This is a genomic window from Leifsonia sp. 22587, from assembly GCF_052044215.1.
GTDB classification, from domain to species: Bacteria; Actinomycetota; Actinomycetes; order Actinomycetales; family Microbacteriaceae; genus Leifsonia; species Leifsonia shinshuensis_C.
The window spans coordinates 525,170-548,746 of sequence record NZ_JBQENB010000001.1; the positions used below are offsets into that span (position 1 = coordinate 525,170).

General features: G+C 69.2%; 27 protein-coding genes. 24 read left to right on the plus strand and 3 right to left on the minus strand.

The window, feature by feature from the left end:
* Positions 1–6: 6 nt before the first annotated feature.
* Positions 7–501 (plus strand): DUF6121 family protein, encoded by a 495-nt coding sequence (locus tag ACTJI1_RS02565; protein WP_440741448.1) that lies wholly within the window; start codon positions 7–9, stop codon positions 499–501.
* A gap of 17 nt (positions 502–518) precedes the next feature.
* On the opposite strand, the gene ACTJI1_RS02570 is transcribed toward ACTJI1_RS02565, so the two are convergent.
* Positions 519–5,033 carry an FtsK/SpoIIIE domain-containing protein gene (locus ACTJI1_RS02570; RefSeq protein ID WP_440741449.1) on the minus strand — a complete coding sequence of 1,505 codons (4,515 nt, stop codon included), beginning with the start codon at positions 5,031–5,033 and terminating at the stop codon, positions 519–521.
* 135 nt (positions 5,034–5,168) lie between these two features.
* Here ACTJI1_RS02570 and ACTJI1_RS02575 point away from each other — a divergent pair, with 135 nt between their 5' ends.
* From ACTJI1_RS02575 to ACTJI1_RS02590, 4 genes are read left to right on the plus strand one after another with little or no spacing between them, the layout of a single operon-like run.
* Positions 5,169–5,471, plus strand: a complete 303-nt coding sequence (locus ACTJI1_RS02575; RefSeq protein WP_310130984.1) for a hypothetical protein — start codon at positions 5,169–5,171, stop codon at positions 5,469–5,471.
* Positions 5,468–6,820, plus strand: a complete 1,353-nt coding sequence (locus ACTJI1_RS02580; protein ID WP_440741450.1) for a putative T7SS-secreted protein — start codon at positions 5,468–5,470, stop codon at positions 6,818–6,820. The genes ACTJI1_RS02575 and ACTJI1_RS02580 overlap by 4 nt, the downstream gene beginning before the upstream one ends.
* A gap of 14 nt (positions 6,821–6,834) precedes the next feature.
* A complete protein-coding gene (locus ACTJI1_RS02585; RefSeq protein WP_440741451.1) occupies positions 6,835–7,455 on the plus strand; it encodes a hypothetical protein in 621 nt (206 codons plus the stop codon).
* Positions 7,452–8,063, plus strand: coding sequence for a hypothetical protein (locus ACTJI1_RS02590; RefSeq protein ID WP_440741452.1), 612 nt, complete (start codon positions 7,452–7,454; stop codon positions 8,061–8,063). Before ACTJI1_RS02585 ends, ACTJI1_RS02590 begins: the two co-directional genes overlap by 4 nt.
* Here ACTJI1_RS02590 and ACTJI1_RS02595 read toward each other — a convergent pair.
* Positions 8,020–8,778 (minus strand): hypothetical protein, encoded by a 759-nt coding sequence (locus tag ACTJI1_RS02595; RefSeq protein ID WP_440741453.1) that lies wholly within the window; start codon positions 8,776–8,778, stop codon positions 8,020–8,022. The genes ACTJI1_RS02590 and ACTJI1_RS02595 overlap by 44 nt on opposite strands.
* A 154-nt stretch (positions 8,779–8,932) precedes the next feature.
* On the opposite strand from ACTJI1_RS02595, the gene ACTJI1_RS02600 reads away from it, so the two are divergent.
* The 7 genes from ACTJI1_RS02600 (at position 8,933) to tuf (ending at position 16,100) form a co-directional block, all read left to right on the plus strand.
* Entirely contained in the window at positions 8,933–9,229 is a 297-nt protein-coding gene (locus tag ACTJI1_RS02600) for a WXG100 family type VII secretion target (RefSeq protein ID WP_158865633.1), read from the plus strand.
* A gap of 97 nt (positions 9,230–9,326) precedes the next feature.
* Entirely contained in the window at positions 9,327–10,373 is a 1,047-nt protein-coding gene (locus ACTJI1_RS02605) for a hypothetical protein (RefSeq protein WP_440741454.1), read from the plus strand.
* A 14-nt stretch (positions 10,374–10,387) separates the two neighbouring features.
* Positions 10,388–11,407 carry a hypothetical protein gene (locus ACTJI1_RS02610; protein ID WP_440741455.1) on the plus strand — a complete coding sequence of 340 codons (1,020 nt, stop codon included), beginning with the start codon at positions 10,388–10,390 and terminating at the stop codon, positions 11,405–11,407.
* Positions 11,408–11,747: 340 nt separating this feature from the next.
* On the plus strand, positions 11,748–12,122 hold the full coding sequence (rpsL, locus tag ACTJI1_RS02615; protein WP_011186743.1) for a 30S ribosomal protein S12: 375 nt from the start codon (positions 11,748–11,750) through the stop codon (positions 12,120–12,122).
* Positions 12,122–12,592: a 30S ribosomal protein S7 gene (gene rpsG, locus ACTJI1_RS02620; protein ID WP_089908555.1), complete on the plus strand. Its 471-nt coding sequence runs from the start codon at positions 12,122–12,124 to the stop codon at positions 12,590–12,592. The genes rpsL and rpsG overlap by 1 nt, the downstream gene beginning before the upstream one ends.
* Positions 12,593–12,676: 84 nt before the next feature.
* Complete coding sequence (gene fusA, locus ACTJI1_RS02625; protein WP_310130969.1) at positions 12,677–14,791, plus strand: elongation factor G; 2,115 nt, start codon at positions 12,677–12,679, stop codon at positions 14,789–14,791.
* A 115-nt stretch (positions 14,792–14,906) separates the two neighbouring features.
* Positions 14,907–16,100, plus strand: a complete 1,194-nt coding sequence (tuf, locus tag ACTJI1_RS02630; RefSeq protein WP_310130967.1) for an elongation factor Tu — start codon at positions 14,907–14,909, stop codon at positions 16,098–16,100.
* A gap of 333 nt (positions 16,101–16,433) precedes the next feature.
* Here tuf and ACTJI1_RS02635 read toward each other — a convergent pair whose 3' ends face one another.
* Positions 16,434–17,402: a hypothetical protein gene (locus ACTJI1_RS02635; protein WP_440741456.1), complete on the minus strand. Its 969-nt coding sequence runs from the start codon at positions 17,400–17,402 to the stop codon at positions 16,434–16,436.
* A 433-nt stretch (positions 17,403–17,835) separates the two neighbouring features.
* On the opposite strand from ACTJI1_RS02635, the gene rpsJ reads away from it, so the two are divergent.
* From rpsJ to rplN, 12 genes are read left to right on the plus strand one after another with little or no spacing between them, the layout of a single operon-like run.
* A complete protein-coding gene (rpsJ, locus tag ACTJI1_RS02640) occupies positions 17,836–18,144 on the plus strand; it encodes a 30S ribosomal protein S10 (RefSeq protein ID WP_018191969.1) in 309 nt (102 codons plus the stop codon).
* Between the two features lie 14 nt (positions 18,145–18,158).
* Entirely contained in the window at positions 18,159–18,833 is a 675-nt protein-coding gene (rplC, locus tag ACTJI1_RS02645) for a 50S ribosomal protein L3 (RefSeq protein ID WP_310130963.1), read from the plus strand.
* Positions 18,834–18,837: 4 nt separating this feature from the next.
* Positions 18,838–19,500: a 50S ribosomal protein L4 gene (rplD, locus tag ACTJI1_RS02650; protein ID WP_310130962.1), complete on the plus strand. Its 663-nt coding sequence runs from the start codon at positions 18,838–18,840 to the stop codon at positions 19,498–19,500.
* Complete coding sequence (rplW, locus tag ACTJI1_RS02655) at positions 19,500–19,796, plus strand: 50S ribosomal protein L23 (protein WP_310130960.1); 297 nt, start codon at positions 19,500–19,502, stop codon at positions 19,794–19,796. The genes rplD and rplW overlap by 1 nt, the downstream gene beginning before the upstream one ends.
* Before the next feature lie 24 nt (positions 19,797–19,820).
* Entirely contained in the window at positions 19,821–20,660 is an 840-nt protein-coding gene (gene rplB, locus ACTJI1_RS02660) for a 50S ribosomal protein L2 (RefSeq protein ID WP_310130958.1), read from the plus strand.
* Between the two features lie 12 nt (positions 20,661–20,672).
* Positions 20,673–20,954 carry a 30S ribosomal protein S19 gene (gene rpsS, locus ACTJI1_RS02665; protein ID WP_018191964.1) on the plus strand — a complete coding sequence of 94 codons (282 nt, stop codon included), beginning with the start codon at positions 20,673–20,675 and terminating at the stop codon, positions 20,952–20,954.
* Between the two features lie 24 nt (positions 20,955–20,978).
* Positions 20,979–21,389: a 50S ribosomal protein L22 gene (gene rplV / locus ACTJI1_RS02670; RefSeq protein WP_310130956.1), complete on the plus strand. Its 411-nt coding sequence runs from the start codon at positions 20,979–20,981 to the stop codon at positions 21,387–21,389.
* The gene (rpsC, locus tag ACTJI1_RS02675; protein ID WP_310130955.1) at positions 21,389–22,156 is read left to right on the plus strand and encodes a 30S ribosomal protein S3; all 768 of its coding nucleotides are present in this window, start codon (positions 21,389–21,391) and stop codon (positions 22,154–22,156) included. Before rplV ends, rpsC begins: the two co-directional genes overlap by 1 nt.
* Positions 22,157–22,158: 2 nt before the next feature.
* Positions 22,159–22,578: a 50S ribosomal protein L16 gene (rplP, locus tag ACTJI1_RS02680; protein ID WP_055894786.1), complete on the plus strand. Its 420-nt coding sequence runs from the start codon at positions 22,159–22,161 to the stop codon at positions 22,576–22,578.
* Positions 22,578–22,907, plus strand: coding sequence for a 50S ribosomal protein L29 (rpmC, locus tag ACTJI1_RS02685; protein ID WP_089908569.1), 330 nt, complete (start codon positions 22,578–22,580; stop codon positions 22,905–22,907). Before rplP ends, rpmC begins: the two co-directional genes overlap by 1 nt.
* Positions 22,907–23,212: a 30S ribosomal protein S17 gene (gene rpsQ / locus ACTJI1_RS02690; protein WP_310130954.1), complete on the plus strand. Its 306-nt coding sequence runs from the start codon at positions 22,907–22,909 to the stop codon at positions 23,210–23,212. The genes rpmC and rpsQ overlap by 1 nt, the downstream gene beginning before the upstream one ends.
* Positions 23,209–23,577 carry a 50S ribosomal protein L14 gene (gene rplN / locus ACTJI1_RS02695; RefSeq protein ID WP_018191958.1) on the plus strand — a complete coding sequence of 123 codons (369 nt, stop codon included), beginning with the start codon at positions 23,209–23,211 and terminating at the stop codon, positions 23,575–23,577. The genes rpsQ and rplN overlap by 4 nt, the downstream gene beginning before the upstream one ends.

The following is a 23,577-nucleotide window of genomic DNA, read 5'->3' on the forward strand; positions in this document are numbered from 1 at the left end:
TGACGGATGCGTGACGACCGGGCCTACGCCACCGTCGTCGCGTTCTTCGCGGCGGGGCTCTACCTCGCGCTGCTCGTCGCGGCGTTCGGGCTGATCTCGCTCGCCACGGACACGGACGTCATCGGCGATCCGCAGGTGGGACCGCTGGTCGGCCCCACCATGGTGATCGCGGCGGCCGTCATGCTGCTCGTGTTCCTCATCGTGCTCGGCACCCGCGTTCCCGCCGACCGGCAGCGCGTGTCCCCGGGCGTGGCCCTCGGCGTCGGCGTCGCCTGCTACGCGGTGTTCATCGCCGCAGGCGGAATCGCCGGCGCCTTCGGCGATCCCGGCGACCCGCTGCACTACTTCCTGTTCGCCCTCTCACAGCTGGTCCGGTGGCCGTCGATCACGGCCGGCGTCGCGGCGTTCGCCGTGACGCTGCTCTACCAGCTGGTGCTGGTGGGCCGCTTCCGCCAGCGCGGCCGCCCCCGCTGGCCGTGGGAGCGCGACGAGGACGAATAGCCGGCGCGCAGAGTCCGTCAGACCCGCACCCGCGCCGGGAGCGACGCATCCACCAGCGGCACCTGCACGCGCGTGAAGCCGCCCTTCTGGATGAGGACCCCGCGCCCGGGAGGGAACTCCGACCGGTTCAGCCGCGGCAGCGGCGTCTTCAGCAGCAGGTCGCCCTCGATCGAGTCCGGCTGCAGCAGCAGGCCGCGGCGGCCGTTCTTCACCTCACCGAGCAGCGGCCAGGAGCTCCCCCACGCGCTGGTCTCCGCCTCCGCCACGAGCAGGTGGTCGCTGCGCCGCACGGCGCGCACCAGCTCGACGATGGCCGAGTCGGCGGGCGTCTGCAGGAAGTCGCCGATGCTCTCGACGAAGACGGCGATCCGTCCCTCGGTGTCCGGGTCCGCGACGGCGACGGCGAGGTCCTTGGCGAGCTCCGCCGCGTCGGACGGGGTGAGCGCGCGGTCCGTCCACATCCCCGAGCCGGCGAGCGGCGAGCGCGCGCTTCCGACGTAGTAGAGCCGCGTCTCGGCGTCGAACCGGGCGACGGCCTCCACGATGGCGGCGAGGGCCGTGGTGCGACCGCTGGCGGGCGGCCCCGCGAGCAGCAGCGTCCCGGACGGCTCGAAGCCGAGCGGCCCCAGGTCGAGGTCGCCGATGCCGAGCACGGGGAGGCCGTTCGTGCTGTCAGGGAGGGTCGCGGGCAGCAGCTCGGTCGGCATCGAACCGACGGCGGGTGCGGGCGCGATGCCGGCCCGCTCCATCGCCTCGGCCAGTCGGCGCACCGCCTCCGACTGGTCCGCGACGGCGCGCGAGCCGCCGAGCACGGCGATCTGCGTCTCGTAGCCGTCGACGATCGCCCGTCCGGGAGGGGAGGCGGGCGAGAGGATGTCGCCGGGCACGTCGAGCATCCCGTAGCCGTCGTCGGCCAGCCGCAGCACCACGCGCCGCTGGACCAGGGACCCGATGGCGGTCGGCACGGCGCCCGCGCGGTCGCCGGTGAGGGCGACGTGCATGCCGAGGCGGCGGCCGTCGGCGAGGATGTCGCGGAACACGTCGTACCACTGCGAGCGGCCGGCCGGGATCTCGAAGTCCTCCCGGAACCCGGGGAAGCCGTCCACCAGCAGCAGGATGCGCGGCTCGTCCAGCCGCCCGGTCAGCGACCGGTACTCGGTGATGTTGGAGGCGTTGGCCTCGGCGAAGCGCGGACCGCGGTCCTCGAGGGTCTCCTTCAGCATCCGGAACAGGCGGATGATCCGCTCGGGGTCGTCGCCCGGGATGATGGAGCCGACGTGCGGCAGCTTCTCGAGCATCCGCAGGCTGCCGGCCCCGAAGTCGAGGCCGTAGACGTGGACCGGCCCGCCGCGCGGGGTGATCGCCGCCGCCGACGCCAGGGTGCGCAGCACCGTCGACTTGCCCGATCCACCCGTTCCGTAGACGGCGATGTTGCCGTCGAGATCGGGCTGGAAGTACACGGGCCGCTGCTCCTGCCGGTCCGGGATGTCGGCGACGCCGAGCAGCAGCTCCGCGTCCGTCCGCTGCCGCAGCAGCCCCAGGTCGTAGGCGGCCGCCAGCTCGTCGAGCCACGGCCGGCGCGGGGCCGGGATGTGCGCAGCGGCCTGAGCGCGGACGATCGACGCCACCAGCCGCTGCTGATCGGTCGGACCGAGGTCGCGTTCGGGCTCCTCCGCCGGGCGCTCTTCTTCCCAGCGCACCTCGCCGCCGAACCGCAGCTCGGCGACCTCCACGCCCGCCCGCTCCGGCTCGCGCGTGGTCCAGCCGCCCGCGTACGCCGACTGGAAGCGGACCAGCCGCCCGGGGCCGGTCTTCGCCATGCCGCGGCCGGGGATGCCCGGGTCGAAGTGGGCGGCGTCGGCCACACCGACGACGTCCTGGCTGTCGGACTCGTCCGCCATCCGCAGGGCGATGCGCAGGTTGGTGTTGGCGCGCAGATTGTCCTTGATGACGCCGGCCGGCCGCTGCGTCGCCATGATCAGGTGGATGCCGAGCGAGCGTCCGCGCTGCGCGATGTCGACCACGCCGTCCACGAACTCCGGGACCTCTCCCACCAGCGCCGCGAACTCGTCGATCACGAGCACCAGGGCGGGCGGGCTGTCCGGGTCGCCGCGCTTCTCCAGCTCGAGCAGGTCCTTCGCCTTCTTGCGGTTGAGCAGGTGCTCGCGGTGGTGCAGTTCGGCGCGCAGGCTGGTCAGCGCCCGCCGCACCAGGTGCGGACTGAGGTCGGTGACCAGGCCGACGCAGTGCGGGAGGCTGACGCAGTCGGCGAAGGCGGACCCGCCCTTGTAGTCCACGAACAGGAAGGTGACCCGATCCGGGCTGTACTCGGCAGCCATCCCGAGCACCCACGCCTGCAGGAACTCGCTCTTCCCGGCGCCGGTGGTGCCGCCGACGAGGGCGTGCGGCCCCTGGGTGCGAAGGTCGAGGTGCATGGCGTCGACACCGGCGGAGCCGATGGTCGCGCGCAGCGTGCCGGGACGGCGGCGCACGGGTCGGGCCCCCGAGCTGCGGTCGTGGATGGAGGCGTTCTGCCGCCAGCGGTCGACCACCGCGTCCGACGACTCGGCCAGCTCGTGGCCGAGCAGGGTGACGAGGGAGATCGAGCGCGGCAGGTCGCTCGCGTCGGCGACGAGTGCGCCGGCATCGATCACGGGCGCCATCCGTTTGGCGTAATCGAGGGCGGTGGCCGCGCTGACCGGCTCGGTGACGACGTCGTCCACCGTCTCGCCGAGCCGCACGAACCCGGCGCGGGCGCGGTGCGGCTGCTCGGTGTGCTGGAGGTACGTGCGGCAGACGGCGGGGAGCGCATGCACGTCGTCGGAGACCCAGATCGGGAAGACGCCCGCGTCCGCCGCTGCCTCGGCCAGCTGCACCATGCGCGCACGGTCGACGGCGACGTCGTCGGAGATGACGACGACGACCGCCGGAACCGGGGACGGCGTGCCCTCGGCGGTCTGCGATCGTCCGACGTCGGCGCCGCGTTCCAGCGCGGCGCGCTCCTGCTCCATGGCTCCGCGGCGCTGCGGGCCGCTGCGGGCGGCCGCCAGCCGCTCCTCCACGAGTCCCTCGAGCGCGCTCAGCACGCCCGCCGCACTCGACGCGCTGTCGGCGAGGTGGGCGCCGGGCAGCGGGCTGTGCGGGGAGGACGTGTGCGGCATCCACTTCAGCCAGCCGAGTTCGCGCGACCAGCGTGGGGAGACCAGCGCCGCGACCGCCAGCTCGGCGGGGGAGTGCAGGGCGGTGAGCTGCACGAGCACCGAGTTGACGGAGCCGGCGATCAGCTCGGCGGGTCCGGCGATGCCCAGAGCGCCCGACTCGTACAGGTTGTCGAGCACAGGAACGTCGTCGACACGCTCGTTCGCGGCGATGACCGCGTCCAGCCGCTCCTGGAACTCCGCGATCAGCTCCGCCCGGTCGACGGCCTGGACGCTGTTGCGCGACCGCATCGAACCGCGGCCCAGCTGCAGGTTGAGGAACGACCAGTGCTCGGGGCGCCGCGTCCACAGCAGCGGGCCGCGGCGCACCGCCTCCGAGAGGGCGTCGGCGGTGGTGGGCGTCTCGGCCTGGCGGAGCTCGACCTCCACGCGGCGCTCCTGCTCCAGCTTGGTCGAGAGCGCCTCCAGCCGCTGCTCGAACAGCGCGATCTGCTTCTTCAGCTTCCGCTTGCCGCGGGTGCGGCCGCTGATGTAGTTGCCGACGAGCATCACCGGCGACAGCAGCACGAACAGCAGCGTCGTCGGCTGGTGGGTCAGGGCGAACATCGCGCCGCCCAGCAGCAGCGGCGTGATCATCGCGAGCAGCGGGAACGGCGGGTCGTCCTTCTCGCCCGGGACGTCCGGCGCCTGGAAGACCTGCCCGGCGTAGCGGCGCTCCACCCGGGGCGACCGGTTGAAGAACACCGGGCCCGCGGTCGGCGTCGCCGCGGGGAGCTCCGACGCCGCCTTCACATCCAGCTCCACCTCGGTGTCGCCGATCAGGAGGGTCTCGGTGCGGCGGACCGTGAAGCGGGTCACGAGTCCGCCATCCACCACCACGCCGTTCGCCGAGCCGAGGTCCACGACCTCGACGCCGTCGCCGGCCTCGAAGCGGACGTGCCGCTTCGACACCAGCGGGTCCTCCAGCACGATGTCGCACGACGCGTCGCGGCCGAGCACGGTGGTGCCCGCGCGGAGCGGGAACGAGGCGCCCGCCTGCGGCCCGCTCAGGATGCGCAGGGTCGCGACCACGGGCACGTCGCCGAGCTCGGGAGCTGCGTAGTGCAGTCCGGCGTCTGCCAGCGCGACCGTCGCGCCGCTGCCGATCCAGGCCTCGCCGACCGGGGCGTCCGGCGGCAGCACCAGCGGGTCCGCCTGTCCGGGCAGCTGGGCGCGCAGCGTGAGCGCACCCGGTGCGGCGACCGGGCCGGTGCGCCGCGGGTCGATCCGTGCGATCGTCGCCGCGACCTCCGAGATGCTGGCGGCCGCGTCCGCCGTGACGACGATGTCGTCGCTGCTCCCGGAGGGCCGGGCGAGAGTCAGTTTCAGTCGCACCTCTGCACCATACCCAGTCCGCTCGCACGGGCGGATGGGGACCGCTCCCCATCGCCTCCCCGCTGGACCACCGGTACGTTGCTGAAGGCAGGATGACCGGAGGACCCGGCGCCGTGGACCGACAGGGGAGGAACAGTGTCCGATCTCGTACTCAAGCTGGACGAGCTGGTGCAACTGCGCGACGACCTCGACGCCGTGGTGCGCGAGTTCCAGAACGCCGACGACTTCAGCGACTCGGTCGCCGACGCGACGGGACACGACGACCTGCACAGCCACGTCCGCGACTTCGCCCACAAGTGGAACGAGAAGCGCAAGGACATGACCGAGAACGTGAAGAACGTGCAGCAGGTCATCGCCGCGGTCGCCGACAACTTCACCAAGGTGGACGGCGACCTCGCGAAGGCCCTCGACGACACCAAGAGCGGAGCGAAGAAGTGAGCGACCGGGAGTTCCAGCCGCTGACCGGTGATCCGGACGTCCTGGAGGCGAAGGCCCGGCACTACCAGTCGATCGGCGAGGCGATCCAGCGCTCCGTGAAGGAGCTCAAGAAGATCCACGACCTTGACGGCTACAAGTCCCAGGCCGTGTCCAAGCTGCAGGAGATGTCGCGCGACACCGCCGACGACATCGACAAGGCCAAGGACCGCTACTCCAAGACCGCCAGCGCGCTCCTCACCTACGCCGGCGAGCTCCGTGGCGCGCAGGACGACGCCGAGAAGGCGATCACGCTCATCCAGCAGAAGCAGGGCGACGCGGATGCCGCGCACAAGGCCGCCACGACGGCGCACACCACGGCCGACAAGGCGAAGCCCGAGGACGCGTCCACCGCGGGCAAGGCGGCCGACCAGGCGGACGACGCAGCGCGCGCCGCGAACGCCGCGCTCCAGGCGGCGCACCAGGCCTGGTACGACGCCCGCGACCGCAAGAACCGCGCCGCCGAGAAGGCGGTCGACGCCATCGTCGACGTCGTCGACCACCACAACCACGGCCTCAAGAACCCCGGCTTCTGGGACAAGGTGATGGATGTCATCGAGACCATCGGGGACATCGCCGGAATCCTGGCGATCTTCTTCGCCTGGGTCCCCATCCTCGGCCAGGTGCTCGCGGTGATCGCGCTCGTCGCCTCCATCATCAAGCTGGTGGATGCGGTGGTGAAGTTCGCGAACGGCGAGGGCAGCTTCCTCGACATCCTCGGCGCCGCCGTGACCGTCGTCCTCAGTGTCTTCGGCGGACGCATCTTCAGCTTCCTGGGCAAGGCGGCGCGGATCAAGGCGCTGGCCCGCGTCCCCCGGACGGTCGGGGGCGTGCACACCAGCCCGAATGCCATGCTGAAGGCGCAGATCGGCAAGCGCCTGATGAAGTCGGCGACCAAGAAGCTCTTCGAGAATCCGGCGAAGGATCTCAACATCTGGAAGGCGGCCGGCGACTCGGCGGCGGCGCAGCGCGAGGCGTACCAGGCCCTGGTCGCGAACGGCGCCGACCGGGCCAAGGCGATGCGCGCCCTCCTGGGCGTCGACCAGAACGTGGTCCGCGCCGTCACGCACGACGTGAAGGCGCGGGAGCTGAACCCGCTCACCGTGGTCGCGGCCTACCACCAGGGCTCCGCGCTCTACAACAAGGGCGTCGAGCTGGTGAACCTGCCGGGCAAGGTCGACCTGGTCGTCAACAAGCTCGACGGCGGCCGCAACCACACCGACCTGCCGCAGCTGCCGAGTGTTGACCTGCAGAAGTTCGTGCTCGGCAAAGCCGACACGTACGCTCCCACCTACAAGAGTCACAACGGCTGAGGAGGGGACCGGAGATGACGCTGCGTTCGCAGGACATCGTCGACATCGCGTTCGACGCGCCGGAGGGCTGGTACGACGTCGAGCTGCTGAGCGAGCACGGCAGCGAGGACTGGCCGGAGCGGCTGATCGCCTCCCTCGACGCCGGCGCCCTCGCCGGTGAGCTCGCCGAGCGCTTGCGGGCGCTCCAGCAGCTGCTGCACGCGGAGGACCCGACCGGCGCCACACGCGCCCGGGTCTACCTCCCTGTCCCCGCGGCGGGTGTCCTCACCGCGTTCCAGACCTGGGAGCTCCTGCAGCTCGAGGTCGACGACTCGCCCGAGAGCTACCTGGCGGCGGTGGATGCGGAGGGCGGCCACCGCGAACCGGGGTACGAGATCGTCGGCTACCGCTCCTGGCGCACCCCGCATCCGACGGGCGAGCTGGTCGGCTTCACCCACCTGACGGCCATCGCCGACGAGGACGCGGGCGACGCCCTGCTGGAGCAGCGCGTCGTGTTCGCGCTGTTCCCGGTCGGCTCGGCGCAGGCCGTCCAGCTGGCGTTCCGCTCCGCGTTCGTCGGCGGTTTCGCCGACATGGTCGAGGACACCCAGGCCATCGCCGACTCGCTGCGCGTCACCCTGGGGGAGTTCGCATGACCGATCCGCGCCTGACCACGCTCGACGACGAGCTCACCATCGTCTTCCCCGGCACGTGGGTCATGATCCCGCTGCACGACGACGAGGCGGCGGCCCGCCGCATCCAGCGCCTGGTCGCCGACCGCGTCGGTCGTGCGGACCGGCTGGCCCGCGTGCGGCGCACCGCGAAGAGCGAGCTGGAGCGGCTGGTCGCCCTGGCCAACGGCAGCACCGCCTTCGCGCTGGCCCTCTCGCTCGAGATCCTTCCCGGCGTGCCCTTCCCGGCCTCCATCGTGCTGTCGCGGGAGGAGTGGCCGACGCGGCCGGAGCCGGGTGCCGACCCGGCCGTGCACCTCGCGCGCTGCTTCCCGGATGACGAGGCACTCGACTTCTCCTTCGGCCCCGTGCGCCGCCGGTCGACGGTGCGGACGAGCACCTACGAGGAGGAGACCGCGCCCGAGCTGGTCGCCGACTACCGCTTCGCCGTGCCGGGAGGGGAGCGGCTCGTCCACGCGCGCGTCAACGCGCCGATGGCGGCGGCTCCCGACCTCTACCTCGAGCTGTTCGACGCGATGATCGACTCGATCAGCTTCCGGGCACCGCTCGGGGCGCCGGCCGCCGCCCGCTGACCCGCGCGCGGTACGCCCGCACCACGAGCGCCACGGAGAGGGCCACCAGCGCGCCCGTCACGATCGCCCACACGGCGACGCCCACCACGCCGAGCGGCCAGAACAGCCAGCCGGCTGCCAGGAACGAGGCGAGCCCGTACGGGATGCCCGCGTACAGGATGCGTCGGCCCGGCCGCCACCCGAGCAGCATCAGCTCGGTCCAGAACCGGGTCCACGGGGTGAGGCGCACCGGCAGCAGCGACAGCGCCGTGGGTCCGAGCGTCGGCGGCCCGATGACGTTGCGCGACCATCCTGTGCTCGACAGCCGCTCGCCCGAGTAGCGCGGGAGCAGGCTCCGGCCCACGTAGGTCCAGGCCAGCACGGCGAGCGGCACGGCGGCGAGCGGCAGGGCGACGTACGCGTAGCCGAGCAGCGGCACCAGCACCACGGCGGCGAACACGAGGAACAGGACGGTCGGGACGACATCGCCGCCGGTCAGGAACTCCTGCGTGCTGAAGTCCGGGTTCGTGCTCCACAGTGCGAAGGGCAGCGCGGCGGGGAGGAGCAGGACGATCGCGCCGAGCACCGTCCACACCAGGGCGACCAGCAGGTAGCCGACCGGACGCAACGCCCGCTCGGCGGCCGACGGCGGCGTCGCCGCCCGGTCCGAGCGGGGGAGCCGGGCGCGGGCGGCCGCGGAGTTCGCGTTCGGCTTCATCGGGCTGTACGACGGCATGGCTGCCAGGCTATCCCGCTGGCCCGGCGGGGCAGAACCCGCGTGCATGGGGAGTGCTCCCCATTCCGTCCATCCGGCCCGCCTGGTTAGGTGGACGTAGCTGGTCGGCCCCGGGGGTACGGCCTCTTTCGAACACGAAGGGATAAGGACCGTCATGGCCAACATGAACGTCACGTACGGCGAGATGACCGATGCCGCCAACCGCCTGATCGCGGGCAAGGACGACATCACCGCGAAGCTGCATGAGCTCCAGAACCTGGTGAACGGGCTCGTCAACGGCGGCTTCGTCACCGACCAGGCGTCGGGCGCCTTCCACAGCTCCTACGAGCAGTTCACCAAGGGCACCACCGACGCGGTGAACGGCCTCGACGGGATGTCGCAGTTCCTCACCAAGGCGGCGGACGCACTGCAGAACGTCGACAGCGAGCTCGCCAAGGGCATCGGCGGCTGACCGCTCCGGCGACCGTCTCGAGCGCGGGTACCCCGAACGGGTGCCCGCGCTCTGCTGTGCGCGGCCCCTAGGCTGGCTCCTGGTCGAAGGGGGAACCGTGAGCGAGCAGTCCGTCGAGGCACCGGCGAGTCGGATCCGGGTGCGCTGGTACTGGTGGGCGCTCGCCGCCCTGGCGGTGCTGTGCACCGCGGTCGGCGCGTTCTTCTCGGCGTCGACGATCGCCGCGGCCCAGGACATGCCGCGCAGCGTGGTGGCCCGCTACCTGACCGCGCTCGAGCACGGTCGTGCTCGCGAGGCGATGGCGCTCGGCGGCATCACCGCGAAGTCCGGCGACATCCTGCTCACCGACGCCGCGTACCGCCGCGCCACCGACCGGATCACCTCTTTCACGCTGGCGCGTCCCACCACGCGCGGCGGCATCACGACGGTGGATGCGACGGTGCAGCAGGGCGATCGCCCCTACCACCGCACGTTCCGCGTCGTGCGGGCCGGCGGCCTCCCCTTCCTCCCGCTGTGGAGGCTGGCCTCCGTGACGCCCGACACCGTGGAGGTCGAGGTCGACGGACCGACCGGGCTGACGTTCACCGTGGCCGGGGCCAGGCCGCACGCCGGTACGTCGGACGTTCGCCTGCGCGCACTGCCGGGCAGCTATCCGGTCGCGGTCACGTCGCCGGACGCCGACTACACCGTCAGCGGCGGGGTCGCGCTCTCCCACCCGGTCGGCAGCACGGTCACCCCGACCGTCTTCGCGGCCCAGCTCTCCAGTGCGGGAAGCGCGGACGCCCAGAAGGCCGTCGACTCCTGGCTGGACGCGTGCCTCGCCACCCAGGACGCGGCTCCCGTGAACTGCCCGTTCCTGGTCAAGGACGAGACGGTGAACGGCGTCCGCGCCAGCGACTTCCGCTGGACGCTGGACGCGCGACCTGAGGTGACGGTCGACACCGCGTGGACCGACGGCGGCTTCGCCGTCCGCGGCGACGGAGGGGCCGTCCAGGCGACGGCCACCCTGACGCGCCTGGCCGACGGCGCGACCGCCCAGGTGACGACCGAGCAGATCCCCTTCTCGTACGCAGGCGAGGTCACCTTCACCGGCGACGGCGCGGTGTTCCGCCCGTCCTTCGGCGACGACTCGGGGCAGGGCTGACCGCTGTGGGGTCCATGAGCCGGGGGAGCCTCACCGCGCTGTGGGTCGGCGCCGCCGCCGCGGTGCTGGCGACGGTCGCGGGCGCTGTGATGTCCGTCGCGACCATCGGGATGGCGCAGGACCAGCCCCGCGCCCTGGTCGCCCGCTATCTGACCGCGCTGCAGCACGGCAGGGCCGAGCAGGCCATGCGCATCGCGGGCATCCGTCACTCCGCCGCCGACATCCTGCTGACCGACGCCGCCTACGCGAAGGCCGGCGACCGGATCGCGTCCTTCACGATCTCCCGGCCGGTGACCCGCTCGGGCCGGACGACGGTGGCGGCGACCGTCTCCCTCGGCGACCGCACGCAGCACCGCACCTTCACGTTCGAGCGCACCGGCGGCCTGCCCGGCGTCCCGCTCTGGCGGATGCGGCCGGTCGCCGCCGACACCGTGTCGTTCGCGGTCCACGCGCCGGACGGCCTGACCTACTCGATCGCCGGCATCCGGCCGAAGGAGCAGACCCCGGGCGCAACCGTGACGCTCCGCGCGCTCCCCGGCAGCTATCCGGTGGCCTTCTCGTCGCCCAGCAGCGAGTACCGCATCTGGGATGCGGATGTCGCCTCCACGCCGGCCGACCGGACGCACAGGGTGACCTTCTCGGCGCAGCTCTCGTCCGACGGCGACACCGCGGCGCGCGCGGCGGTGGAGGCGTGGCTCGACGCCTGCCTGGCCTCGACTTCGACGGCGCCCGCCGGATGCCCGTTCGTCGTCGACGCGGCCACGGACGACGGCGCGGTCGTCGGCGACGTGCACTGGACTCTGGATGCGCGGCCCGTCGTCAGCGTGGACCCGGCGTGGGCGCACGGCGGCTGGCTGGTCCTGGGCGACGACGGGCGGCTCGAGGCCAGCGGCACCGCGACCCGTCCCTCGGACGGCGCCACCGGCGAGGTGTCCACCGAGCCGTTCGCCTTCCAGTACTCCGGGGTCGTCACGTTCGGGCCCGACGGCGCGGTCTTCACGCCGGTGCTCGACGACGGCACGACGCAGGGCTGACGCGGGGTTTCGCCGTGCGCGGACAGGGGCGTCGGCGGCCCTCCGCCATTTGACCGCCAGGAGGCCACCGGATAGTATTTATCGGGTGTGCGCTCTGTCGCGCGCTTGTCTCGTGCCCACTTCCGGGCGCAGGTCGAGCGGGCTGGCACGTACTCATCCGATGGGCAGGGAGACCGCACGGAACCCCCGCCCCCACGGCATATCGGCCGGCGGACAACGCCTGTCGGCCGATTCCCCCAGTGCCTTCTCATCCGCGAGCCGAATGCGTGCGAAGCGGGCGGGTGGCTGCTGGGGAATAAGCGACAACTGTCACCGTGCAGTCCATATAAGGAGAAGTTCAGTGCCAACCATTCAGCAGTTGGTCCGCAAGGGACGGACGCCGAAGGTCACCAAGACCAAGGCCCCCGCCCTGAAGGCCAACCCCCAGCAGCGCGGCGTGTGCACCCGTGTCTACACCACCACCCCCAAGAAGCCGAACTCGGCGCTCCGCAAGGTCGCCCGTGTGAAGCTGTCGAACGGGACCGAGGTCACCGCTTACATCCCCGGTGAGGGCCACAACCTGCAGGAGCACTCCATGGTGCTCGTCCGTGGCGGCCGTGTGAAGGACCTTCCCGGCGTCCGCTACAAGATCGTCCGCGGCGCCCTGGACACCCAGGCCGTGAAGAACCGCAAGCAGGCTCGTAGCCGTTACGGCGCGAAGATGGAGAAGAAGTAATGCCTCGCAAGGGTCCCGCTCCGAAGCGCCCCGTCGTCGCCGACCCGGTCTACGGGTCCCCGGTCGTCAGCCAGCTCGTCAACAAGATCCTCCTCGACGGCAAGAAGGGCCTCGCCGAGCGCATCGTCTACGACGCGCTCGAGGGCGTCGCCACCAAGTCCGGCCAGGATGCTGTCACCACGCTCAAGAAGGCGCTCGACAACATCCGTCCGACCCTCGAGGTCCGCTCCCGCCGTGTCGGTGGCTCGACCTACCAGGTGCCGGTCGAGGTCAAGCCGCACCGCGCCAACACCCTCGCGCTCCGCTGGCTCACCAGCTACGCCAAGGGCCGTCGCGAGAAGACGATGACCGAGCGTCTCACCAACGAGATCCTCGACGCCTCGAACGGCCTCGGCGCCGCCGTGAAGCGCCGTGAGGACACGCACAAGATGGCCGAGTCGAACAAGGCCTTCGCTCACTACCGCTGGTAATAAATCTGGCCGTCCGGGCGTTGTACTCAAAGGTGCCGCGCCCGGACGGCACACCTTCCACTTTCAACTTTTCGGAGGAACCCTGTGGCACAGGACGTGCTCACTGACCTGAACAAGGTCCGCAACATCGGCATCATGGCCCACATCGATGCCGGCAAGACCACCACGACCGAGCGCATCCTGTTCTACACGGGCGTCAACCACAAGATCGGCGAGACGCACGACGGCGCCTCGACCACCGACTGGATGGAGCAGGAGAAGGAGCGCGGCATCACCATCACGTCCGCGGCCGTGACCTGCTTCTGGAACAAGAACCAGATCAACATCATCGACACGCCCGGACACGTCGACTTCACCGTCGAGGTGGAGCGCTCGCTCCGCGTGCTCGACGGCGCGGTCGCCGTCTTCGACGCGAAGGAGGGCGTGGAGCCCCAGTCGGAGACCGTGTGGCGCCAGGCCGACAAGTACAACGTCCCGCGCATCTGCTTCGTCAACAAGATGGACAAGCTGGGCGCCGACTTCTACTTCACGGTCGACACCATCATCTCCCGCCTCGGCGCCAAGCCGCTGGTGATGCAGCTCCCGATCGGTTCCGAGTCCGACTTCGTCGGTGTCGTCGACCTCATCGAGATGCGCGCGCTGGTCTGGCCGGGCGACGCCAAGGGCGATGTGACCATGGGCGCCAAGTACGAGGTCCAGGAGATCCCCGCCGACCTCCAGGCCAAGGCCGAGGAGTACCGCGCGAAGCTGATCGAGACCGTCGCCGAGAGCGACGACGCGCTGCTCGAGAAGTTCTTCGGCGGCGAGGAGATCACGGTCCCCGAGATCAAGGCCGCGATCCGCAAGCTCACCGTCAACAACGAGATCTACCCGGTCCTCTGCGGTTCGGCGTTCAAGAACCGCGGCGTCCAGCCGATGCTCGACGCCGTGATCGACTACCTCCCGTCGCCGCTCGACGTGCCCGCCATCGAGGCGCACAACCCGCGCGACGAGGAGCAGGTCATCATGCGTCACGCCGACGCGACCGAGCCCTTCTCGGCGCTGGCCTTCAAGGTCGCCGTGCACCCGTTCTTCGGTCGTCTGACCTACGTCCGCGTGTACTCGGGCCGCATCGACTCCGGTGCCCAGGTCGTCAACTCGACCAAGGGCAAGAAGGAGCGCATCGGCAAGATCTTCCAGATGCACGCCAACAAGGAGAACCCGGTCGACTTCGTCACCGCCGGCAACATCTACGCGGTGATCGGCCTCAAGGACACCACCACCGGTGACACCCTGAGCGACCCGGACAACCAGGTCGTGCTCGAGTCGATGACCTTCCCGGAGCCGGTGATCGAGGTCGCCATCGAGCCGAAGACCAAGGCCGACCAGGAGAAGCTGGGCACCGCGATCCAGAAGCTGGCCGAAGAGGACCCGACGTTCCGCACCGAGCAGAACCAGGAGACCGGCCAGACCGTCATCAAGGGCATGGGCGAGCTCCACCTCGACATCCTCGTCGACCGCATGAAGCGCGAGTTCAACGTCGAGGCGAACGTCGGAAAGCCCCAGGTGGCCTACCGCGAGACCATCCGCCGCACGGTGGAGAAGTACGACTACACCCACAAGAAGCAGACCGGTGGTTCCGGTCAGTTCGCAAAGGTGCAGATCAGCCTGGAGCCCATGGAGGTCACCCCGGAGACCTCGTACGAGTTCGTGAACGCCGTCACCGGCGGTCGCGTCCCGCGCGAGTACATCCCCTCGGTGGATGCGGGCATCCAGGACGCGATGCAGGTCGGCGTTCTCGCCGGCTTCCCGACGGTGGGCGTCAAGGCGACGCTCGTCGACGGTGCCTCGCACGACGTCGACTCCTCGGAGATGGCGTTCAAGATCGCCGGCTCGATGGCCTACAAGGAGGCCGCTCGGAAGGCGAACCCGGTGCTCCTCGAGCCGCTCATGGCGGTCGAGGTGCGTACGCCGGAGGAGTACATGGGCGACGTGATCGGCGACCTGAACTCCCGTCGTGGGCAGATCCAGTCCATGGAGGACGCCAGCGGTGTCAAGGTGGTGCGTGCCAACGTTCCGCTGTCCGAGATGTTCGGATACATCGGCGACCTGCGGTCGAAGACCTCGGGCCGCGCGGTGTACTCGATGCAGTTCGACAGCTACGCGGAGGTCCCGAAGGCTGTGGCCGACGAGATCGTCCAGAAGAGCAAGGGCGAGTGACCTCGGTCGCTCACCCCAGGCAACATCCCGTAACATAAGAAACCAATCCGCAGATCCCACCGGTCGAAATCCGTCGACCGAGGGACCTGCACGAGAGTCCTGAGGAGGACCCACAGTGGCTAAGGCCAAGTTCGAGCGGACTAAGCCGCACGTCAACATCGGAACCATCGGTCACGTCGACCACGGCAAGACGACGCTCACCGCGGCGATCTCCAAGGTGCTTGCTGACAAGTACCCGTCGGCGACCAACGTTCAGCGCGACTTCGCGTCGATCGACTCGGCTCCGGAAGAGCGTCAGCGTGGTATCACGATCAACATCTCGCACGTCGAGTACGAGACGCCGAAGCGCCACTACGCGCACGTTGACGCCCCGGGTCACGCCGACTACATCAAGAACATGATCACCGGTGCTGCTCAGATGGACGGCGCGATCCTCGTGGTCGCCGCCACCGACGGCCCGATGGCTCAGACCCGTGAGCACGTTCTGCTCGCCAAGCAGGTCGGCGTTCCGTACCTGCTCGTCGCGCTGAACAAGTCCGACATGGTCGACGACGAGGAGATCCTGGAGCTCGTCGAGCTCGAGGTCCGTGAGCTGCTCTCCAGCCAGGACTTCGACGGCGACAACGCTCCGGTCGTCCGCGTCTCGGGCCTGAAGGCTCTCGAGGGCGACGAGAAGTGGACGCAGTCCATCCTCGACCTCATGGAGGCCGTCGACGAGTCCATCCCGGACCCGGTGCGCGACAAGGACAAGCCGTTCCTGATGCCGATCGAGGACGTCTTCACGATCACCGGTCGTGGCACCGTCGTCACCGGTCGCGCCGAGCGCGGCACCCTCGCCATCAACTCCGAGGTCGAGATCGTCGGCATCCGCCCGACGCAGAAGACCACGGTCACCGGTATCGAGATGTTCCACAAGCAGCTCGACGAGGCGTGGGCCGGCGAGAACTGTGGTCTGCTCCTCCGCGGCACCAAGCGCGAGGACGTGGAGCGCGGCCAGGTCGTCGCGAAGCCGGGTTCTGTGACCCCTCACACCAACTTCGAGGGAACCGCCTACATCCTGTCCAAGGATGAGGGTGGCCGTCACAACCCCTTCTACACGAACTACCGTCCGCAGTTCTACTTCCGCACCACCGACGTCACCGGCGTCATCTCGCTGCCCGAGGGCACCGAGATGGTCATGCCCGGCGACACCACCGACATGTCGGTCGAGCTGATCCAGCCGATCGCCATGGAGGAGGGCCTCGGCTTCGCCATCCGTGAGGGTGGCCGCACCGTGGGCGCCGGTACCGTCACGAAGATCAACAAGTAAGTCCTCGCGACCTCGCTTGGAGAGGGTCGGGCCTTCGGGCCCGGCCCTCTTTTGTGTTCACCGGGGCTTTACCCGGCGGCATCTCCGTCGCAGAATTGACGCACCGTATCAACCGAACGGTTCCGTCGATGAGAGGAGTGCCTATGGATACCCACGGCCTCGCAAACCAGCCCACGTCGCTGACAGGTTCTCGCAACGGAAGTTCGGGGGCCGCGTAGCGGTCGTGGACACATCAGCTGAGTGGCGGCGCGAGGCGCCACTCGAGCGGGGTCGGCAGAGCCGGCCCCGCTCCCTTATGTCCGGCCGACGTAGGAGTTGTCAGCACGGCAAACGTCATTGGCCTCTTTGCATCCTCAGGTCTGTCCCGCGAACGGCCGGCTCGTCGACGCCGTCAATGGTGCAGCGAGGCGAAAGCGTGACGCCCGCCGCTGTGAGGATGGCGCTCATGCGATCGGGGCGGGTACCGGTCGGCCACCCCCATCGAACGACTCGCAGACCCATCGACTCGATGAGTCTCTGCCGCTCGGCGTGCGCTGAGACAATGTCCGCCGAACTCCGTTCACGCCGCATTGCGGGCTGACGGTACTTGACCGCACCGTCAGCCTCGCCGACGAGGCCTAGGTCGGGCCACGCGAAATCCACGCGCGCACGGAAGCCGAGCAGGTCCTCCACCTCCAGCTGAAGCTCGGGCGTTGGGGCGCCGGCGAGTCCCATGCTCACCCTGCTCACGGACTCCAACGGCGACTCCGCACGCCCGTCGGCGAACCGGGCGACGACCTGTGCCCGTGCCCGTCCTGAGGCGCCGCCGGCGAGCGAACGGGCCGCATGCGCCAGGTCGTCACGTGAGATCCGCGGCATCCGTCCAGGCCGGCCTCGGCCTGCCAGTGCGGCATCTGCGACGACGACTCCGTCCATCAGGGAGGCGCTCGCTGCGACGTCCACAACGGTGTGGGCCAGCGTTGTGACGAGCAAACCGCGAATCTCCACCACAGGGGCGTCGTCGCGACGGGCGTGGGTCACGATCCCGTGTTCATGGTCGTCTCGCGCCGCACGGGCCAGCACGTGAATCGCGGTCGGCGATGTGCCCAGCAGAGGCAACCCGTGAATCAAGAGGGCGGACGACTGGCAGAACACCGGCGCATTCACCCTTCGCCGCGCGTACATGCGCATCCGCTCCAGGAGGTCGTCGCGGCTCCTGTGACGAGCGATGAGGTCTGCATTGGCGGCGCGGCCGGGCTCGACGGCCTTCTCGTGAAGTCGACGGAGGGTCGATGAAGTACTTACGCCCGCTGAGATGCTCATGCCCCGAGCATCGCGTCTGGCTCGCGAGCGCGACGCCGAGTCGACGCTTCCGTGGAGAACCCGCTTCTCCACAGCGCGGAGCGCGCCACGCCGGCGCGACACGCCCGGGTTGCAGCATTGGCCGCGATCTGGCAAACTTGTCTAGTTCAACATTTCGGAACGTGTGCGCAGGTGCGCCCGCCGACCGGATCACTGCCAGGCAGTGCATAACCCGTCGCAGAAGCGACCGATGGTTAGGCCGCAGGCAGCAGGACACGCTCAATCAGACCACCGTAGAGGCCAGGGGTTACCCCTGTGCCACGAACCGGCCGGCTCGGGTGAGTTGACAGAAGAATAGTGGCGTTCCCCACGCGTACGTCGCACCGCGTCCAATGCGAAGAACGACTCGAGAGAGCCGTCTCGTACGACGCCATAACAAGAGAGAGAGTCAGACATGGCGGGACAGAAGATCCGCATCCGGCTTAAGTCGTATGACCACGAGGTCATCGACACCTCGGCGCGCAAGATCGTCGACACGGTGACCCGTGCAGGCGCGACCGTCGTCGGCCCGGTGCCCCTTCCCACCGAGAAGAACGTGGTGGTCGTCATCCGTTCGCCCCACAAGTACAAGGACAGCCGCGAGCACTTCGAGATGCGCACGCACAAGCGGCTGATCGACATCATCGACCCGACGCCGAAGGCCGTCGACTCGCTCATGCGTCTCGACCTGCCCGCCGACGTCAACATCGAGATCAAGCTCTAAGGGGGAGTGTCACCATGCCTAACTCCAACAGCGCAGCGCACGACACCAAGACCTCCAAGGGTCTCCTCGGCAAGAAGCTCGGCATGACCCAGGTCTGGGACGAGAACAACAAGCTCATCCCCGTCACGGTCATCGAGATCACGCCGAACGTCGTGACCCAGGTCCGCACCCCCGAGGCCGACGGCTACAACGCCGTCCAGATCGCCTACGGCCAGATCGACCCGCGCAAGGTCAACAAGCCGTCCGCCGGTCACTTCGACAAGGCGGGTGTCACCCCGCGTCGTCACCTCACCGAGGTCCGCACCGCCGACGCCGCCGAGTACGCGGCCGGCCAGGAGCTCACCGTCGACGGCACCTTCGAGATCGGCCAGCTGGTCGACGTCGTGGGCACCTCGAAGGGCAAGGGCTTCGCCGGTGTCATGAAGCGCCACAACTTCCAGGGCGTCTCCGCTTCGCACGGTGCGCACCGCAACCACCGCAAGCCGGGCTCCATCGGCGCCTCCTCGACCCCCAGCCGTGTCTTCAAGGGCATGCGCATGGCCGGTCGCATGGGTGGCGAGCGCGTCACCGTCCTGAACCTCAAGGTGCAGGGCATCGACGCCGAGAAGGGCCTGCTGCTGGTCAAGGGTGCCGTTCCCGGCGCTCGTGGCCGCATCGTTTTCGTCCGCAACGCAGTGAAGGGGGCCTAAGCACATGGCTACCTCGATTGACGTCGTCGACCTCAAGGGCAAGAAGGCCGGCTCCATCGAGCTTCCCGAGGCCCTGTTCGACGTTCAGACCAACATCCCGCTGATCCACCAGGTCGTCACGGCGCAGCTCGCCGCGGCACGCCAGGGCACGCACAAGACCAAGGGTCGTGGCGAGGTCTCCGGCGCCGGCCGCAAGCCGTTCAAGCAGAAGGGCACCGGTCGCGCCCGCCAGGGTTCCATCCGCGCCCCGCAGATGACCGGTGGTGGCATCGTCCACGGCCCGACGCCGCGCAGCTACGCGCAGCGCACCCCGAAGAAGATGATCGCCGCTGCTCTGCTCGGCGCTCTCTCGGACCGCGCTCGCGGCGCCCGTCTCCACGCCGTCCAGGCCTTCACCTCCGGTGACGCGCCCTCGACCAAGGCCGTCGTCGACCTGCTGAGCGGCATCGCGACCTCGAAGCACGTCCTCGTCGTGCTGGAGCGCGACGACGAGCTGGCCTTCAAGAGCGTCCGCAACGTCCCCTCGGTGCACGTGCTGACCTTCGACCAGCTGAACGCCTACGACGTCCTGGTGAGCGACGACATCGTCTTCTCGCAGGCCGCGCTCGAGGGCTTCATCGCCTCCAAGACGAACACTGCGAGCAACAAGGAAGAGGTGGATGCGTAATGGCCGTCAACAAGGACCCGCGCGACATCATCATCGCCCCGGTGGTCTCCGAGAAGAGCTACGGCCTGATCGACGAGGGCAAGTACACCTTCGTCGTCGACCCCCGCTCGAACAAGACCGAGATCAAGCTCGCGATCGAGTCGATCTTCAAGGTCGAGGTCGCTTCGGTGAACACCCTGAACCGTCAGGGCAAGACCCGCCGCACCCGCTTCGGCATCGGCAAGCGCAAGGACACCAAGCGCGCCATCGTCACGCTGAAGTCCGGTTCCATCGACATCTTCACGGCCGTCGGCTGAGCGAAGGACTAGAGGAAGACAGACATGGCAATTCGTAACTACAAGCCCACGACCCCCGGTCGTCGCGGCTCCTCGGTCGCCGACTTCGCCGAGATCACCCGCTCGACGCCGGAGAAGTCCCTTCTCCGTCCGCTGTCGAAGAGCGGTGGCCGCAACAACCAGGGCCGCATCACGACCCGTCACATCGGTGGTGGCCACAAGCGCCAGTACCGCGTGATCGACTTCCGTCGCAACGACAAGGACGGCGTCAACGCCAAGGTCGCTCACATCGAGTACGACCCCAACCGCACCGCTCGTATCGCGCTGCTCCACTTCGTGGACGGCACCAAGCGCTACATCCTCGCGCCGGCCGGCCTCAAGCAGGGCGACGTCGTGGAGTCGGGTGCCGGCGCGGACATCAAGCCGGGCAACAACCTGCCGCTGCGCAACATCCCGACCGGTACCGTCGTGCACGCGATCGAGCTGAAGCCGGGCGGCGGCGCCAAGATCGCCCGTTCGGCCGGTTCGTCGGTGCGCCTCGTCGCGAAGGACGGCCCCTACGCCCAGCTGCGCCTCCCCTCGGGCGAGGTCCGCAACGTCGACGCGCGCTGCCGCGCCACGATCGGCGAGGTCGGCAACGCCGAGCAGTCGAACATCAACTGGGGCAAGGCCGGCCGCATGCGCTGGAAGGGCGTCCGCCCGACCGTCCGCGGTGTCGCGATGAACCCGATCGACCACCCGCACGGTGGTGGTGAGGGCAAGACCTCCGGTGGTCGCCACCCGGTCAGCCCGTGGGGTCAGAAGGAAGGCCGTACGCGCCACCCCAACAAGGAAAGCGACAAGCTCATCGTCCGCCGCCGTAACGCCGGCAAGAAGCGCAAGTAGGAGTTCGAGAAGATGCCACGCAGTCTCAAGAAGGGCCCCTTCGTCGACGAGCACCTGTTTCGCAAGGTGGTCGCCGCGAACGAGGCCAACAGCAAGAACGTGATCAAGACCTGGTCGCGCCGCTCGATGATCGTCCCCGCCATGCTGGGTCACACCATCGCGGTGCACGACGGTCGCAAGCACATCCCGGTGTTCGTCACCGAGACCATGGTCGGTCACAAGCTCGGCGAGTTCGCGCCGACCCGTACCTTCCGCGGTCACGTGAAGGACGACAAGAAGGGTCGCCGCCGCTAACGCGGAGGCGAAAGGAGGAGAGAAATGGTGGAGTCGATCGCCCGCGTGCGACACATCCGCGTCACCCCCATGAAGGCCCGCCGCGTCGTCAACCTGATCCGCGGCAAGCAGGCCCAGGAGGCCCTGGCCATCCTGAAGTTCGCGCCCCAGAGCGCGAGCGAGCCTGTCTACAAGCTCGTCGCCTCGGCCATCGCCAACGCGCGGGTCAAGGCCGACCAGAGCAACACCTACCTGGACGAGCAGGACCTGTACGTGAGCCGCGCCTTCGTGGACGAGGGAACCACCCTCAAGCGGTTCCAGCCGCGCGCACAGGGCCGGGCCTTCCGGATCAACAAGCGCACCAGCCACATCACGATCGTCCTCGCGACGCCGGATGAGGTCGTGGACGCTCAGCCAGCGAAGAAGGCCAGCACCGTGAAGAAGGCGAGCAAGTAATGGGCCAGAAAGTCAATCCCTACGGCTTCCGTCTGGGCATCACCACCGACCACGTGTCGCGCTGGTTCTCGGACAGCACCAAGCCGGGTCAGAAGTACAGCGACTACCTCGCCGAGGACGTCAAGATCCGCCGCCTGCTGCAGACCTCGCTCGACCGCGCGGGAGTCTCGCGCATCGAGATCGAGCGCACCCGTGACCGCGTCCGCGTCGACATCCACACCGCCCGCCCGGGCATCGTGATCGGTCGTCGTGGCGCCGAGGCCGAGCGCATCCGCGCCGACCTCGAGAAGCTCACCGGCAAGCAGATCCAGCTGAACATCCTCGAGGTGAAGAACCCCGAGGCCGACGCCCAGCTCGTCGCGCAGGGCATCGCCGAGCAGCTCTCCGCCCGTGTGGCCTTCCGCCGCGCGATGCGCAAGGGCCTGCAGGGCGCGCAGCGCGCCGGCGCCAAGGGTGTCCGCATCCAGGTGTCCGGCCGTCTCGGCGGCGCCGAGATGAGCCGCTCCGAGTTCTACCGCGAGGGTCGTGTGCCGCTGCACACGCTCCGCGCCAACATCGACTACGGCTTCTACGAGGCCAAGACCACCTTCGGTCGCATCGGTGTGAAGGTGTGGATCTACAAGGGCGACATCACGAACAAGGAACTGGCTCGCGAGCAGGCGAACGTCAAGCCGTCCCGCGAGCGCAACGACCGTCCGCGTCGCGGTGGCCGGGGCAACGCCCCCGAGACCACGGCCGCGCCGGCCGCAGCAGGAGTTGAGGCATAACCATGTTGATCCCACGCAGAGTCAAGCACCGCAAGCAGCACCACCCCGGCCGTAGCGGCCAGGCGACCGGTGGCACGAAGGTCTCCTTCGGCGAGTTCGGCATCCAGGCCCTGACGCCCGCTTACGTGACCAACCGTCAGATCGAGTCCGCTCGTATCGCCATGACGCGTCACATCAAGCGTGGCGGCAAGGTGTGGATCAACATCTACCCCGACCGTCCGCTCACGAAGAAGCCGGCCGAGACCCGAATGGGTTCCGGTAAGGGTTCGCCCGAGTGGTGGGTCGCGAACGTCAAGCCGGGTCGCGTCCTCTTCGAGGTCTCGGGAGTCTCCGAGGAACTCGCTCGCGAGGCCATGACCCGTGCAATCCACAAGCTGCCCCTCAAGGCACGCATCATCAAGCGCGAGGAGGGCGACGCATAATGGCGATCGGTTCCAAGGAGCTTGCCTCGAGCGAGCTCGACACTTTCGAAGACGAGCGTCTCGTCGACGAGCTGAAGAAGGCCAAGGAAGAGCTGTTCAACCTGCGCTTCCAGTCGGCCACCGGCCAGCTCGAGAGCCACGGCCGCCTGCGCGCCGTGAAGCGTGACATCGCTCGTATCTACACCGTGATCCGCGAGCGCGAGCTCGGGATCCGGGCGACCCCGGCCCCGGCCGAGGCCGCGCCGGCCGAGAAGAAGAAGACCCGCGCCAAGAAGGCGGCCCCGGCCGCCGAGGCCGAGGTCGACACCACGAATGAGGAGGCCAAGTAATGGCTGAGACCACCAAGGCCGCGGCCGCGGAGTCGGCGGCCGGCGAGGCCCTCGTCCGCGGGTACCGCAAGGCCCGTCGCGGTTACGTCGTCAGCGACAAGATGGACAAGACCATCGTCGTCGAGGTCGAGGACCGCGTGAAGCACCCCCTGTACGGCAAGGTCATCCGCCGCACCTCCAAGGTGAAGGCGCACGACGAGAACAACACCGCCGGCATCGGCGACCTCGTTCTCATCAACGAGACCCGTCCCCTGAGCGCCAGCAAGCGCTGGCGCCTGGTTGAGATTCTGGAGAAGGCCAAGTGATCCAGCAGGAATCCCGACTCAAGGTCGCCGACAACACCGGCGCCAAGGAGCTCCTCGCGATCCGCGTGCTCGGCGGCTCCAGCCGTCGCTACGCCGGCCTCGGCGACGTCATCGTCGCCACGGTCAAGGACGCGATCCCGGGTGGGAACGTCAAGAAGGGCGACGTCGTCAAGGCGGTCGTCGTGCGTGTTCGCAAGAACACCCGCCGCCCGGACGGCTCCTACATCAAGTTCGACGAGAACGCCGCCGTCATCCTGAAGAACGACGGTGACCCCCGCGGCACGCGCATCTTCGGACCGGTCGGCCGCGAGCTCCGCGACAAGAAGTTCATGAAGATCATCTCGCTCGCACCGGAGGTGCTGTAA

Coding starts and splice junctions, on each gene's coding strand:
- ACTJI1_RS02600 (WP_158865633.1), top strand. CDS start 8,933: ATGGCCAACATGAACGTCACGTACGGCGAGATGACCGATGCCGCCAAC.
- rpsG (WP_089908555.1), top strand. CDS start 12,122: ATGCCTCGCAAGGGTCCCGCTCCGAAGCGCCCCGTCGTCGCCGACCCG.
- rplW (WP_310130960.1), top strand. CDS start 19,500: ATGGCCGTCAACAAGGACCCGCGCGACATCATCATCGCCCCGGTGGTC.
- rplP (WP_055894786.1), top strand. CDS start 22,159: ATGTTGATCCCACGCAGAGTCAAGCACCGCAAGCAGCACCACCCCGGC.
- ACTJI1_RS02635 (WP_440741456.1), bottom strand. CDS start 17,402: ATGAGCATCTCAGCGGGCGTAAGTACTTCATCGACCCTCCGTCGACTT.
- ACTJI1_RS02590 (WP_440741452.1), top strand. CDS start 7,452: ATGACCGATCCGCGCCTGACCACGCTCGACGACGAGCTCACCATCGTC.
- ACTJI1_RS02585 (WP_440741451.1), top strand. CDS start 6,835: ATGACGCTGCGTTCGCAGGACATCGTCGACATCGCGTTCGACGCGCCG.
- rplV (WP_310130956.1), top strand. CDS start 20,979: ATGGTGGAGTCGATCGCCCGCGTGCGACACATCCGCGTCACCCCCATG.
- rpsQ (WP_310130954.1), top strand. CDS start 22,907: ATGGCTGAGACCACCAAGGCCGCGGCCGCGGAGTCGGCGGCCGGCGAG.
- rplC (WP_310130963.1), top strand. CDS start 18,159: ATGCCTAACTCCAACAGCGCAGCGCACGACACCAAGACCTCCAAGGGT.
- rpsJ (WP_018191969.1), top strand. CDS start 17,836: ATGGCGGGACAGAAGATCCGCATCCGGCTTAAGTCGTATGACCACGAG.
- ACTJI1_RS02595 (WP_440741453.1), bottom strand. CDS start 8,778: ATGCCGTCGTACAGCCCGATGAAGCCGAACGCGAACTCCGCGGCCGCC.
- rplB (WP_310130958.1), top strand. CDS start 19,821: ATGGCAATTCGTAACTACAAGCCCACGACCCCCGGTCGTCGCGGCTCC.
- rpsC (WP_310130955.1), top strand. CDS start 21,389: ATGGGCCAGAAAGTCAATCCCTACGGCTTCCGTCTGGGCATCACCACC.
- ACTJI1_RS02565 (WP_440741448.1), top strand. CDS start 7: ATGCGTGACGACCGGGCCTACGCCACCGTCGTCGCGTTCTTCGCGGCG.
- rplD (WP_310130962.1), top strand. CDS start 18,838: ATGGCTACCTCGATTGACGTCGTCGACCTCAAGGGCAAGAAGGCCGGC.
- ACTJI1_RS02610 (WP_440741455.1), top strand. CDS start 10,388: ATGAGCCGGGGGAGCCTCACCGCGCTGTGGGTCGGCGCCGCCGCCGCG.
- rpmC (WP_089908569.1), top strand. CDS start 22,578: ATGGCGATCGGTTCCAAGGAGCTTGCCTCGAGCGAGCTCGACACTTTC.
- rpsS (WP_018191964.1), top strand. CDS start 20,673: ATGCCACGCAGTCTCAAGAAGGGCCCCTTCGTCGACGAGCACCTGTTT.